Origin of the sequence: Neobacillus sp. OS1-32 (assembly GCF_030915425.1) — a bacterium.
Lineage (GTDB): Bacteria > Bacillota > Bacilli > Bacillales > Cytobacillaceae > Neobacillus > Neobacillus paridis.
The window spans coordinates 3,269,645-3,282,585 of the sequence record NZ_CP133263.1 but is presented as its reverse complement, the minus strand read 5'-3'; the positions used below and the strand labels follow the sequence as shown (position 1 = coordinate 3,282,585).

General features: G+C 42.0%; 15 protein-coding genes. 14 read left to right on the top strand and 1 reads right to left on the bottom strand.

Annotated features, from left to right (window positions below; translation table 11 throughout):
• The first annotated feature begins 17 nt into the window (after positions 1–17).
• The 6 genes from holB to rsmI all read left to right on the top strand — a co-directional run bounded on the left by holB (position 18) and on the right by rsmI (position 4,220).
• The gene (holB, locus tag RCG24_RS16400) at positions 18–1,025 is read left to right on the top strand and encodes a DNA polymerase III subunit delta' (RefSeq protein WP_308077494.1); all 1,008 of its coding nucleotides are present in this window, start codon (positions 18–20) and stop codon (positions 1,023–1,025) included.
• On the top strand, positions 1,018–1,845 hold the full coding sequence (locus tag RCG24_RS16395) for a PSP1 domain-containing protein (RefSeq protein ID WP_202655485.1): 828 nt from the start codon (positions 1,018–1,020) through the stop codon (positions 1,843–1,845). The genes holB and RCG24_RS16395 overlap by 8 nt, the downstream gene beginning before the upstream one ends.
• 13 nt (positions 1,846–1,858) lie before the next feature.
• Positions 1,859–2,254, top strand: a complete 396-nt coding sequence (yabA, locus tag RCG24_RS16390) for a DNA replication initiation control protein YabA (protein WP_308077493.1) — start codon at positions 1,859–1,861, stop codon at positions 2,252–2,254.
• A gap of 95 nt (positions 2,255–2,349) precedes the next feature.
• Positions 2,350–3,093 (top strand): tRNA1(Val) (adenine(37)-N6)-methyltransferase, encoded by a 744-nt coding sequence (locus RCG24_RS16385; RefSeq protein WP_308077492.1) that lies wholly within the window; start codon positions 2,350–2,352, stop codon positions 3,091–3,093.
• Positions 3,080–3,367, top strand: a complete 288-nt coding sequence (locus RCG24_RS16380) for a GIY-YIG nuclease family protein (protein WP_202655482.1) — start codon at positions 3,080–3,082, stop codon at positions 3,365–3,367. Before RCG24_RS16385 ends, RCG24_RS16380 begins: the two co-directional genes overlap by 14 nt.
• Positions 3,345–4,220, top strand: coding sequence for a 16S rRNA (cytidine(1402)-2'-O)-methyltransferase (gene rsmI / locus RCG24_RS16375; protein ID WP_308079200.1), 876 nt, complete (start codon positions 3,345–3,347; stop codon positions 4,218–4,220). The genes RCG24_RS16380 and rsmI overlap by 23 nt, the downstream gene beginning before the upstream one ends.
• Before the next feature lie 54 nt (positions 4,221–4,274).
• On the opposite strand, the gene RCG24_RS16370 is transcribed toward rsmI, so the two are convergent.
• On the bottom strand, positions 4,275–4,559 hold the full coding sequence (locus tag RCG24_RS16370) for a transition state genes transcriptional regulator AbrB (RefSeq protein WP_202655481.1): 285 nt from the start codon (positions 4,557–4,559) through the stop codon (positions 4,275–4,277).
• Positions 4,560–5,061: 502 nt separating this feature from the next.
• Between RCG24_RS16370 and metG the strand changes: the two genes are divergently transcribed.
• From metG to RCG24_RS16330, 8 genes are all read left to right on the top strand, one after another.
• Positions 5,062–7,026 (top strand): methionine--tRNA ligase, encoded by a 1,965-nt coding sequence (gene metG, locus RCG24_RS16365; RefSeq protein WP_202655494.1) that lies wholly within the window; start codon positions 5,062–5,064, stop codon positions 7,024–7,026.
• Positions 7,027–7,191: 165 nt separating this feature from the next.
• Positions 7,192–7,959, top strand: a complete 768-nt coding sequence (locus tag RCG24_RS16360; RefSeq protein ID WP_202655480.1) for a TatD family hydrolase — start codon at positions 7,192–7,194, stop codon at positions 7,957–7,959.
• A gap of 309 nt (positions 7,960–8,268) precedes the next feature.
• Positions 8,269–9,375 (top strand): ubiquitin-like domain-containing protein, encoded by a 1,107-nt coding sequence (locus RCG24_RS16355; RefSeq protein WP_308077491.1) that lies wholly within the window; start codon positions 8,269–8,271, stop codon positions 9,373–9,375.
• Between the two features lie 160 nt (positions 9,376–9,535).
• Positions 9,536–10,099, top strand: a complete 564-nt coding sequence (gene rnmV / locus RCG24_RS16350) for a ribonuclease M5 (RefSeq protein WP_202655478.1) — start codon at positions 9,536–9,538, stop codon at positions 10,097–10,099.
• Positions 10,092–10,970, top strand: coding sequence for a 16S rRNA (adenine(1518)-N(6)/adenine(1519)-N(6))-dimethyltransferase RsmA (gene rsmA, locus RCG24_RS16345; protein WP_308077490.1), 879 nt, complete (start codon positions 10,092–10,094; stop codon positions 10,968–10,970). The genes rnmV and rsmA overlap by 8 nt, the downstream gene beginning before the upstream one ends.
• A gap of 107 nt (positions 10,971–11,077) precedes the next feature.
• Entirely contained in the window at positions 11,078–11,968 is an 891-nt protein-coding gene (gene yabG, locus RCG24_RS16340; RefSeq protein WP_374049102.1) for a sporulation peptidase YabG, read from the top strand.
• A gap of 296 nt (positions 11,969–12,264) precedes the next feature.
• Entirely contained in the window at positions 12,265–12,528 is a 264-nt protein-coding gene (veg, locus tag RCG24_RS16335; protein ID WP_202655475.1) for a biofilm formation stimulator Veg, read from the top strand.
• A gap of 133 nt (positions 12,529–12,661) precedes the next feature.
• Positions 12,662–12,844, top strand: coding sequence for a small, acid-soluble spore protein, alpha/beta type (locus RCG24_RS16330; protein WP_202655474.1), 183 nt, complete (start codon positions 12,662–12,664; stop codon positions 12,842–12,844).
• Positions 12,845–12,941 lie beyond the last annotated feature (97 nt).

Sequence of the window (12,941 nt, the reverse complement as noted above, 5' to 3'; positions counted from 1 at the left end):
TGAATTGAGTGATTAGTTTGGTCAAAACATGGGAGCAATTAGAGGAGCTGCAGCCTGTCGTTTTAAGAATGATCCGTAACAGTCTAATAAAACAGAGAGTAGCCCATGCTTACCTTTTTGAGGGACTAAGGGGAACAGGAAAAAAGGATATAGGTTTGCTGCTTACCAAGGCTCTTTTTTGTGAGTCGTTAATTGATGGCTACAAACCGTGTGAAACCTGTCATAATTGCCGGCGCATCAATAGCGGTAATCATCCCGATGTTCATTTGGTGGAGCCGGATGGGTTATCGATTAAGGTTGAGCAAATTAGAAATCTGCAGGCGGAGTTTTCCAAAAAAGGGGTTGAATCGGCGAAAAAGGTCTACTTAATTGTTCATGCTGATAAAATGAGTATCAGCGCATCCAATAGTTTATTAAAGTTTTTAGAGGAACCAAGTACCCAGACGGTCGCCTTTTTATTAACCGAACAGCCCCAACGCATGCTGCCTACCATTGTCTCCAGATGCCAAATCTTAACATTCCAGCCACTGTCGCCAAATGTCATGGTAAAACAATTAATCGAAAATGGCGTTCAGCCGGGAAAAGCACCACTGCTGGCACAGCTCACGAATAATTTAGAAGAAGCACTGGAATTAAATGTCGATGAATGGTTTGCACAAGCTCAAAAAATAGTGGTAAAATTATATGAAGTATTGAAAAAGGGTCCCCTTGAAGCAATGGTCATGCTTCAAAGTGATTGGTTTCAACACTTCAAAGAAAAAGAGCAGATTCACCGTGGTCTCGATCTTTTACTTCTTATATTTAAGGATTTACTATATATACAATTAGACAAAGAGGAGCAGATTGTTTTTAAGGGAGAAAGTGAACGGTTAAAGCAATTTGCCCTAACTACATCCAGGCAGCGTCTAACGGACACAATGTCGGCGATCCTTGAAGCGAAAAGGAAGCTTGATGCCAATATGAATCCTCAGCTGATGATGGAACAGCTTGTGTTAAAAATTCAGGAGGGATCTACTTTTGTATGATGTTGTAGGAGTGCGCTTTAAAAAAGCGGGAAAAATCTATTATTTTGATCCTGGAGACCTCCCAATCGAGAAGGATGACTTTGTCATCGTGGAAACTGTACGCGGCGTTGAATATGGCAAGGCGGTCATTCCTCGGAAGCAGGTGGAGGAACACGATGTTGTCCTCCCATTAAAAAAGGTCGTAAGAATTGCGGATCAAAAGGATCGATTGATTGTTGAGGAAAATAAACAGGCTGCCATGGAAGCATACGAATTATGTAATGCCAAGGTTCAAGAGCATCAGCTGGATATGAAGCTGGTAGATGTTGAATATACATTTGATCGTAATAAAATTATTTTTTATTTTACTGCCGATGGAAGGGTAGATTTCCGCGAACTTGTAAAGGATTTAGCAGCCATTTTTCGGACGAGAATTGAGCTGCGGCAAATTGGTGTTCGCGATGAAGCCAAGATGTTGGGCGGAATTGGCCCATGTGGCAGAATGTTATGCTGTTCCACCTTTTTAGGTGACTTTGATCCTGTATCGATTAAAATGGCGAAGGATCAAAATTTATCATTAAATCCTACGAAGATCTCTGGTTTATGCGGCAGGCTGATGTGCTGCTTGAAGTATGAAAATGATGAATATGAATCAGCCAAAGAAGCATTGCCGGATTTGGGGGAAATCATTGAAACACCGAATGGTACCGGCAAAGTAGTCGGATTAAATATATTAGAGCGGGTACTTCAGGTGGAGCTGCTGGAACACGAGCGGGTCCTGGAATATACGCTGGATGAAATGATTAAAGAAGGTGCCTTTTCGATACAATCCACAGATTAATGAGGTGGAAGACGTGGATAAGAAGGATATATTCGAGTCAGTCAGTAATATGGAAACACAAATTGGCCATCTATATCAGCAGCTCGGAGAAATAAAGCAGCATTTAGCTGAAATACTGGAAGAGAATCATTATTTAAAGCTGGAAAATGAGCACCTTAGACGCCGTTTAGATGTGATCACGGAGAAAGAGGAAAGCGGGTCTTTAGACCATAAGCAGAAGGGACACGGCCCTTCTGCTGGCGCATCCTCAACACTTTCGTCTAAGGTCAAGGCGTTTGATGTAGGAGAAGGCTATGATAATCTCGCTCGCTTGTATCACGAGGGATTTCATATTTGCAACCTCCACTTTGGAAGCCTGCGGAAGGAAGGAGATTGCCTGTTCTGTCTCTCCTTTCTTAATAAGAAATAACCAGAAGGGGCTGAAGCAGCCTCTATTTTTATATAGTGGAAGCGCCTGGTTACTAGTCGCTGGGAGCTGGACAATAGAGAAAAAGGATGGTAGAAGTGGTCAAATTAAAGGATGATGAGCGCTTAGACTATTTATTAGCTGAAAATTTGCGAATTATTCAAAGTCCGTCTGTATTTGCTTTCTCACTGGATGCGGTGCTGCTGGCAAGGTTTGTTTATGTCCCGATCCAAAAAGGGAATTTGTTGGATCTTTGCAGCGGAAATGGTGTGATTCCGTTATTTTTAAGTGCACGGACGAAGGGCAGCATTACTGGTGTCGAAATCCAGCCGCGGCTTTATGATATGGCGGTGAGAAGTATCGAGTACAATGGTCTTGAAAATCGCCTGCAAATGATTCTTGGCGATATAAAGGATATGCCGCGGCAGCTGGGGTATGGGAAATATGATGTTGTCACCTGCAATCCGCCCTATTTTACGACGCCGCCGCAGAGTGAAATGAACCCCAATGAACATCTCGCCATTGCCCGCCATGAAATTCTTTGTACATTGGAGGATGCTGTAAAAGTGGCAAGTGATTTAGTCAGACAGGGTGGCAAAGTGGCCTTTGTCCATCGTCCTGGAAGGTTAATTGACATCATCACATTAATGCGGAAGTACAGACTTGAGCCAAAACGGATGCAGTTTGTCTATCCGAAGGCAGGGAAGGATGCCAATACACTGCTAATTGAGGCGATTAAGGATGGCAGTCCCGAGTTAAAAATTGAAAAGCCGCTGATTGTCTATAATAAAGATAATGAATATACGAAGGAAGTAAGAGAGATTTTATATGGAGAGTCATGAACATTATTTTTATGTCCTAACATGTGCTGATGGCAGCCTTTATGGCGGCTATACGAATAATTTGGAGCGGAGAATAAAGCTTCATAATGAAGGAAAAGGGGCGAAATATACACGCGGCAGAGGACCAGTAACCCTAACCTTTTCAAAAGGCTATGAAAGCAAAAGTGAGGCGCTGAAAGCAGAGTATTGGTTTAAGCATTTATCACGCAAACAAAAACTGGACTATATTTTAAGGGAGACGAGTGATGATCATGTGGCAGCAGAAGAGCTTTGATAATCAGGAGCAAAAAGGGATCCTGTACCTCGTTCCAACGCCAATTGGAAATCTGGAGGATATCAGCTACCGGGCAATCAGAATATTAAAGGAAGCCGATTTGATTGCTGCTGAGGATACTAGGAATACCATGAAGCTGCTGCACTACTTTGAGATTGAAACCCCGATTGTCAGTTACCATGAGCATAATAAGGAATCTAGTGGCGAAAAGCTGATCCATAAGTTAAAGGATGGATTAAAAATTGCCTTGGTCAGTGATGCCGGGATGCCGGCGATTTCAGACCCTGGCTATGAACTTGTCAATAGCGCGATAAATGAAAAAATAACCGTTGTACCGCTGCCGGGTGCTAATGCTGCCCTGACATCACTGATTGCTTCCGGATTATCCTGTCAGCCATTTTACTTTTTTGGCTTTCTTCATCGCAATAAGCGCGAGAAGCTGAAACAATTGGAAAGTTTAAAGCAGCAGCAAGCGACGTTAATTTTCTATGAATCGCCGCACCGATTGAAGGAGACCCTGGCACTTATGGAACAGGTCTTGGGCAATCGGAAGATCGCTTTGTGCCGTGAGCTGACGAAAAAATTTGAAGAATTTATTCGAGGTAGCCTTAAAGAAATCATTCAATGGGCCAATCAGAATGAAATTCGGGGCGAATTTTGTCTTATTGTCGAAGGCTCTAATGAGCAGGTGGAAGATACCGACAGCTGGTGGGCGGAGTTAACGCTTGAAGAACATGTCCATTATTATATTACCGTTAAAAAGCAGACCTCAAAAGAAGCGATTAAGCTAACGGCAAAAGACCGGGGAGTGCCCAAACGAGAGGTTTATCAAGCCTATCATCTTCAACGATAAAAACAAAAAGCTCCAAACCCTTCATGGGTCTGGAGCTTTTAGCTGAATCGGTTTTTATTTTGTTAATTCAAAATTGCTTTGGATTTCTTTAATTAATAATTCTGCACCTTCACGGCTTAAAATAATTTTACCGCCGGCAAGTGACAGGTTATCATCAGAAACTTCACCAGTGATCGCACAAGTCATGTTTGGCTTATATTTCTTTAAAATAATGCGATCATCATCAACGTAGATTTCTAATGCATCTTTTTCAGCGATGCCAAGAGTACGTCTTAATTCGATAGGAATTACCACACGGCCCAACTCGTCAACTTTACGAACAATACCTGTAGATTTCATTTTATTAATCTCCTCTCACTATTAGACTATGATATTTGTATCTTTATTAATTCGCCATTATTCGACAAACTTTTTATAGATTCATAATACCAGCGTTTCCCAAATTCGTCAATAATTTAATTTTGAAAAATAAGGGAAAAATTTTTATCAGTTGATCACTGCTAGTTTTATAAGATTTTCAGGGCGTTAATATAGCCTTTGCTCTTTTAATATTACCAAATTAATTATGCTATAAAACGACAAATTTATAGAAAGGGGATTATTTTTTCAACTATACACTTCGATTATGGTAAAATTCTTTGTGGGTGTAAAAAGGAAAAAAATTAGCTTTTAGAATTGTCCAGCTCCGCAAGGAACGCTTCGGCAGCATAAACATCGCACTTTTCTTTTCTTAGAGGGTTTCTTGCACAAAGCTATGTTTTTCGGTATATTTTGTTGATAAGAAGTAGAAAAAATAGGTAATACTTGTAAGATGGGGCTTAAAATTGAGGAGGCATTGATGATGGAGGAAAAGTTAAAAACCTTTTATTTAACGACACCGATTTATTATCCAAGCGGAAATTTACATATCGGACATGCGTACACGACTGTTGCCGGGGATGCAATGGCCCGTTATAAGCGGATGCGCGGTTATGATGTCATGTATTTAACGGGAACCGATGAGCACGGACAAAAAATTCAACGCAAAGCAGCAGAAGCTGGGATTACACCGCAAGAATATGTTGATGGGATTGTCAGCGGAATTAAAGAACTGTGGCAAAAGCTTGATATTTCCTATGATGATTTTATCCGGACAACCCAAGACCGCCACAAGCAGGTGGTTGAAAAGATCTTTGCGAGACTCCTGGAGCAAGGTGATATTTATCTTGACCAATATGAAGGCTGGTATTGTACCCAATGTGAATCCTTTTTTACTGACCGCCAGCTGGTCGATGGCAATTGTCCCGACTGCGGACGTCCGGTAGAAAAGGTCAGAGAAGAGTCGTACTTTTTCAAAATGAGTAAGTATGTAGATAGACTGTTACAATATTACGAGGAAAACCCGGAATTTATTCAGCCGGAGTCACGGAAGAATGAAATGATTAATAACTTTATTAAACCGGGGCTTGAGGACTTGGCTGTTTCACGAACAACGTTTGATTGGGGAATTAAGGTGCCAGGCGATCCAAAGCATGTGATCTATGTTTGGATCGATGCTCTGTCCAATTATATCACCGCATTGGGTTATGGAACAGACAATGATGCCAAATATTTGAAGTATTGGCCGGCGGATGTTCATTTGGTAGGAAAGGAAATAGTCCGCTTCCACACAATTTATTGGCCAATTATGCTGATGGCTTTAGATCTGCCGCTGCCGAAGAAGGTATTTGCCCATGGCTGGCTGCTGATGAAGGACGGCAAAATGTCGAAGTCAAAGGGGAATGTCGTTGACCCTGTTACCTTAATTGACCGCTATGGGTTAGATGCGCTTCGTTATTATTTATTGCGGGAAGTTCCGTTTGGCGCGGACGGAGTCTTTACTCCTGAAGGTTTTGTCGAAAGAATTAATTTTGATTTAGCTAATGATCTGGGCAACCTGTTAAACCGGACCGTTGCCATGATTGAAAAGTATTTTGCCGGAACTATCCCTGATTACGCCGGCTCCGTAAGCGAATTTGATGAGTCGCTGCTCCAAGTTAATCGGGAAACGGTGGCAAAATATGAAGAAGCTATGGAAAAAATGGAGTTCTCCGTGGCTTTGACCGCCATTTGGCAATTGGTCAGCAGGACAAATAAATATATTGATGAAACACAGCCGTGGATGCTGGCCAAGGATGAAGCGCGAAAAGCGGAGCTTGCCAGTGTCATGGTTCACTTGGCAGAATCATTACGACGCATTGCGATTCTGTTACAGCCATTTTTAACACGTACTCCAGGCGGAATCTTTCAACAGCTGGGGATTCAGGATGAAGCGCTGCAATCATGGGAAAGCCTTGAAAACTTTGGGGTGATTCCAAGTGGAACAAAGGTGGAAAAAGGCGCCCCATTATTCCCTAGACTGGAAATTACTGATGAAGTGGAATTTATCAAAAGCAAAATGCAAGGCGGTACTCAAGAGACATCCAAGGTTGAAGAAAAGCAGGAAGAAAAACCGGAAGCACTTGCGGAAATCTCGATTGATGATTTCATGAAGATTGATTTGCGTGTTGCTGAAGTTATTGAATGTGAACCGGTGAAAAAGGCAGATAAGTTATTAAAGCTGCAGCTTGACCTTGGCTATGAAAAGCGCCAGGTAGTTTCCGGAATTGCCCAATACTATAAACCTGAAGAACTGGTTGGTCGGAAGGTCATCTGCATCACCAACTTAAAGCCAGTGAAGCTGCGCGGAGAGTTATCACAAGGGATGATCCTTGCTGGTTCTAAAGACGGTCGGTTAGCATTAGCTACAGTGGATCAAACCTTGCCAAAGGGAGCAAAAGTAAAATAACCTCGAAACTTGAAGGCGCCTATGGAATATGAAGGCGCCTTTCCTTTAGGAAATGCTCAGCTTTCGATTTCGATGTTCCACGTGTAACAAATTTCGTGGCTTTTCCTTTTTTTTCTGGTTTATTTGACATGGTGGGAAAAAATTCATAAAGAGGAGTCTTTCACAATGTTATTTGATACACATGCGCATTTAAATGATGAACAATATCACGAAGATTTACAGGATGTAATTGAAAGGGCCCAAAATGAGGGTGTCACCCATATGGTCGTGGTCGGATTTGATCGTCCAACCATCCAAAAGGCGATGGAACTGGCAGAGGCCTATGCGTTTATTTATGCTTGTGTTGGCTGGCACCCGGTTGACGCCATTGATATGACCGAGGAGGATCTTCACTGGATTGAACAATTGGCTTCCCACCCGAAAGTCGTTGCCTTAGGAGAAATGGGCCTGGATTACCATTGGGATAAGTCGCCAAAGGAAATCCAAAAACAGGTGTTTCGCAAACAAATTCGGCTTGCTAAAAAAGTAAAGCTACCAATCGTCATCCATAACCGCGAGGCTACAGCTGATATTATCGAAATCCTCAAGCAAGAAGGGGCTGAGGAAGTAGGCGGCATTATGCATTGCTTTAGCAGCAGTCCCGAGGTGGCAAAAGAGTGTATCAAAATGAACTTTTATATTTCCTTGGGAGGTCCGGTGACGTTTAAGAATGCCAAAAAGCCAAAGGAAGTGGCGGCGGAAGTCCCATTGGACAGGCTTTTAATTGAAACAGATTGTCCGTATTTAGCGCCTCACCCATACCGCGGAAAGCGCAATGAACCGGGATATGTCAGACTTGTAGCGGCGCAAATTGCGGAAATAAAGGGCTTGACACTGGAAGAGGTTGCCGCAGCAACTACCCGAAATGCCAAAAAATTATTCGCCATAAAATGATAAACCATTTTGTCGAATGCCTTGGAAGCTTGTCCTAATTTTTTCTAATAACAAAAAGTTCTACATGTCTCCTTTTCCACATAGGATAACGATGTCGATAAGTTTATCTTTGCAAAGTTCTAAATCTTATGCATAATTAAAAATACCTTTGCGAGGAAGGCAAAGATTTACAGTCGACCGTCTGATTCAAGATAATCTCTCCAGGAAAAGGAGGCGTTTTTCATCGTATTCAAAAACATGAAAAGCCTGTTTTTCAAGTCTTTGAGTGGGAGGAGTGCGGCCATTGCTTTTACTAGTTTCACAGTTTTATTGACAGCTCTTGGGGTTTTCACTTATGAAGGTTCAAAGAAAACGGTTGCGGTTACTTTAAATGGTGAAGAAATCATCGTCAAAACCCATGCCGCGACCGTTCGTGAATTGTTGGATGAGCTGGATGTAGCCGCCCACTCAAAAGACTACTTGCAGCCAAAGGCAAACCATAAGGTAACGGATAACCTTAATGTCATATGGAAGCAAGCGAGACAGGTAACGATTGTCAAGGACAACGAGAAAAAAACGATTTGGACTACAGCTGGTTCTGTGGCTGAGCTTCTAAATGAACAGAAGATCGAAATGAATGAGCGTGATTGGATTACACCAATTCCAGAAGCAGCAATCAAGCATAAAATGAGGATCGGCATTAAAAAAGCTTTTCGTCTTCAACTGATTGATGGCGGAAAAAAGAAAAAGGTGTGGTCTACTTCGACTACCGTCGCTGACTTTTTAACAAAACAGGGCATTGAACTAGCTGAAATGGACCGAGTTGAACCATCGTTAACAGAAACGATTAAAAAAGGTGACGTTGTTAATGTCATTCGCGTCGAAAAAGTCACCGATGTAGTGGAAGAACCTCTCGATTTTGCTGTGATTACCAAAAAGGATCATCGTCTATCAAAAGGGATAGAAAAAACCATTACTCCAGGGAAGCCAGGACTGATCTCCAAACAATACGAAGTGGTTTTGGAAAATGGCAAAGAGGTCTCGAGAAATCTAATCAGGCAGCATGTCATACGCGAGAAAAAAGATCAGGTGCTGGCTGTTGGAACGAGGGATACAACGCAGCAGGTATCCCGCGGAGTGACAACAGGAACGGAATATTATGTAACGGCAACAGCCTATACAGCGTATTGCAACGGCTGTTCCGGAAGGACAGCAACCGGCTTTAATCTTCGGGCCAATCCGAATGCAAAAGTGATTGCCGTGGACCCAAGGGTTATCCCGCTTGGCACAAAGGTGTATGTTGAAGGCTACGGCTATGCTGTTGCTGCCGACACAGGCGGTGCAATTAAAGGATATAAAATTGATTTATTCATGCCGTCTAAGTCTGAGGCCTACCATTGGGGCAGGAAGAAAGTCAAAATAAAAATCTTACAGTAAGGAGATGATGCAGGGGACGCTCAGTCCGCTGCATTTTGCTTTTTTCTTCAACTTAATTATACTTGATTATATGATTTGTATCGTTAATATAGACGATGAACATTACAAAAATGTTTCAGCTTTTTTTATTTTTTAAATTTTTTTGACTTTTGGAGGATTCATGCGTATTCAGGAAATTATTGTTGTCGAAGGCAAGGATGATACAACAGCAGTCAAACGGGCGGTTGACGCCGATACGATTGAAACCAATGGGTCGGCCGTCAACCAAGTAACAATTGAAAAGGTAAAGCGGGCTCAGGAAACACGAGGAGTGATTATATTTACCGATCCTGATTATCCTGGTGAAAAAATAAGAAAAACGATTGCGGATCAGGTTCCTGGATGTAAACATGCTTTTTTACCTAAAGAGGAAGCCCTCGCCAAGGGTGGAAAGGGTGTTGGTGTCGAGCATGCCACCCCTGAAGCAATTCGAGGGGCATTAAAGAATGCGCAAATCACGAGGGAAACAATTGCTGAGGAAATCTCCCAGGAAGATTTAATAACGGCCGGTTTGATTGGCGGACCAGGTGCGAAAGAGCGGCGGAATCAATTAGGGAAACTGTTAAAAATAGGCTATACAAATGGAAAGCAGCTGCATAAACGCTTAATGATATTTCAGATCAGCAAACAGGAATTTATCGAGGCGCTAATGATTGTTCGGCAGGAGGAACAAAAAAATGGATAAAGATATTGCCACCCCTTTGAGAACACGGGCAATCTTGGAAAGATACGGCTTTTCCTTTAAGAAAAGCTTAGGACAAAACTTTTTAATTGATACCAATATTTTAAAAAAGATTGTTAGTTTTGCTGAGCTAACCGATCATTCCGGAGCGATTGAAATTGGACCGGGGATCGGAGCATTGACAGAGCAGCTTGCCCGCCTGAGTAAAAAGGTGGTAGCTTTTGAAATTGATCAGCGGCTATTACCGATTTTAGCCGATACATTAGCACCTTATGATAATGTCAAGGTTATTCATAGCGATGTGTTGAAGGCCGATGTGCAGCAGGTGATAGCTGAAGAATTCACCGAATTCGAGGATATTGTGGTAGTTGCGAATTTGCCCTATTACGTGACAACGCCAATCATTATGAAGCTGTTGGAGGAGCGGCTGCCAATCCGCGGTATCGTCTGTATGCTGCAAAAAGAAGTCGCTGACCGGATCTCAGCCGTACCGGGAACAAAAGATTATGGTTCCCTCTCGATTGCGGTGCAGTACTATACGGAAGCAGAGACGGTGATGATTGTACCGAAAACCGTATTTGTACCCCAGCCTAATGTAGATTCAGCTGTCATCAGGCTGACTAAAAGGGAATCTCCTGCCGTCAAGGTAAAGGATGAGCAGTTCTTTTTCCAAGTGACGAAGGCGTGCTTTGCCCAAAGAAGGAAAACCTTATTAAATAACTTAACAAGCCAGCTTGCTGACGGCAAACGAAAGAAGGGAGAGATTCTTTCAGCATTGGAAACAAGCGGGATTGAACCGTCGCGACGAGGCGAGACACTGTCATTAGCAGAATTTGCCCGTTTAAGTGACGAATTGTATCATTATTTTCACTAGACCCTGTGCGGGTCTATTTTTTTTGCAAATTTCACACGGACATCCTTCTATGCATAGCCTATGAAAAGAAACCTTATTCAAGGCCTGATTTGCTGGTCTAATTTGGAGTGACGGCAGTGGATATAAAAATAAATGATATTGTCGGAAGACGTTCATATAATTGTGATCTTCTCTTTCGTGTTATCGATATACAAATGATAGATGGCCGGAAGGTTGCGTTCTTATTTGGGGAAGATTTTCGCCTAGTTGCTGATGCACCATATGAGGATTTGGTCGCCATCAATCAAACGGAGAGACAAAAGATAACGAAGGAATATCGGACACTTGAAGAACAATCGCTCAAGCTGTTTACACAGGATGTTGATCTGCTGCGGGAGAGACAGGAATATGAAGTGACAGGCGGGTATGTCAAGCCAAGTAACTATTTTCAAATTCCAGGGAAGGTGCTTCATTTAGACGGGGACCCGGCTTACTTAAAAAAATGTATGGCTTTATATGAGAAAATAGGTGTTCCTGTTTTAGGATTTCACTGTAATGAAAAGGAAATGGCGCTGAAAATTGGCGGATTAATTGACTATTACCGTCCAGATATTTTGGTGATTACCGGCCATGACGCTTATTCCAAAGCGAAGGGGAAAATGTCCGATATTAATGCCTATCGTCATTCAAAACATTTCGTGCAAACGGTTAAAGAGGCGAGGAAAAAGGTACCCCATTTGGATCAATTGGTGATTTTCGCCGGAGCATGTCAATCTCATTTTGAGTCGTTGATTCATGCTGGTGCAAACTTTGCCAGTTCTCCTTCAAGAATTAACATTCATGCACTGGATCCGGTTTATATTGTGGCAAAAATCAGCTTTACTCCATTTATGGAGCGGATTAACGTTTGGGACGTGTTACGAAATACCTTAACGGGTGCGAAGGGATTAGGGGGAATTGAAACGAGAGGTGTCCTAAGGACCGGAATGCCTTTTAACACGATTCAGGATGAAAATTAGCTATAGGAAAAAAGGGCCGAGTGCTACAGTATTAAGATGGCTTCAGCTTGAATAGTAATTATTCATATATCGAGTTTAGTCCAGCTTTTAGGCACTTCGCCCTTTATCTTTTGATTTTATTTTTGTAATTATACATATTTAGCGATATTAAGGCAATGATAAGAAATGTTGAAAATTAGAAATAAAAAATAGGATAAAATATATTGACAAACTTTTTGTTGGACTGATATAATTTATATTTTTGTTTGACAAAACTGTGTCAGTTTGTTATACTTTACATTAGTGAGGTGGACCGAATGACAAAAACCTTGGCGGATATTAAAAAAGCCCTTGATTCAAATTTAGGGAAAAGATTGTTGCTGAAGGCAAACGGAGGACGCCGGAAAACGATTGAACGTTCGGGTGTTCTTGCCGAAACTTACCCTTCTGTTTTTGTAATTGAGTTGGATCAGGAGGAAAATGCTTTTGAACGTGTTTCTTATAGTTACGCTGATGTGCTAACAGAAACGGTTCAAATTACCTTCTATGAAGATACAGCAGGACGTGCAGCTCTAAGCTAGGCTATGGGCAATGGATAGCAGTAAACTTGCGCATGTTTACTGCTTTTGCTATTTACAGGAAATTTTTGGACATCATGAAAGCAGCTGCATCCCCCTATACTAAAGATACTGTGGTATGAAAGGGGTTGTTTAGATGGGCAGAAGAAGAGGTATTATGTCCGAAAGGTTTAAGGAAGAGCTGGCAAAGGATCTTGGTTTCTACGATGTTGTTCAAAATGAAGGCTGGGGCGGTATTCGTGCCAGAGATGCGGGAAATATGGTGAAACGTGCCATTGAACTCGCGGAGCAGCAAATAGCCAACAGGAGTTCTCAATAATCTTAGGCCTTTTCAAGGAAATCACTGCTTTTGAAAATAAACAAACAATATACCACAGTCAGGTCAGGAGGAATTTCCTTCTGACCTTTAAATTTGT

What these genes read in the sequence shown, in the direction of transcription:
- RCG24_RS16380 (WP_202655482.1), top strand. Translation starts at nt 3,080, where the DNA reads ATGGAGAGTCATGAACATTATTTTTATGTCCTAACATGTGCTGATGGC.
- rsmI (WP_308079200.1), top strand. Translation starts at nt 3,345, where the DNA reads ATGTGGCAGCAGAAGAGCTTTGATAATCAGGAGCAAAAAGGGATCCTG.
- RCG24_RS16370 (WP_202655481.1), bottom strand. Translation starts at nt 4,559, where the DNA reads ATGAAATCTACAGGTATTGTTCGTAAAGTTGACGAGTTGGGCCGTGTG.
- metG (WP_202655494.1), top strand. Translation starts at nt 5,062, where the DNA reads ATGGAGGAAAAGTTAAAAACCTTTTATTTAACGACACCGATTTATTAT.
- RCG24_RS16360 (WP_202655480.1), top strand. Translation starts at nt 7,192, where the DNA reads ATGTTATTTGATACACATGCGCATTTAAATGATGAACAATATCACGAA.
- rnmV (WP_202655478.1), top strand. Translation starts at nt 9,536, where the DNA reads ATGCGTATTCAGGAAATTATTGTTGTCGAAGGCAAGGATGATACAACA.
- rsmA (WP_308077490.1), top strand. Translation starts at nt 10,092, where the DNA reads ATGGATAAAGATATTGCCACCCCTTTGAGAACACGGGCAATCTTGGAA.
- veg (WP_202655475.1), top strand. Translation starts at nt 12,265, where the DNA reads ATGACAAAAACCTTGGCGGATATTAAAAAAGCCCTTGATTCAAATTTA.
- RCG24_RS16330 (WP_202655474.1), top strand. Translation starts at nt 12,662, where the DNA reads ATGGGCAGAAGAAGAGGTATTATGTCCGAAAGGTTTAAGGAAGAGCTG.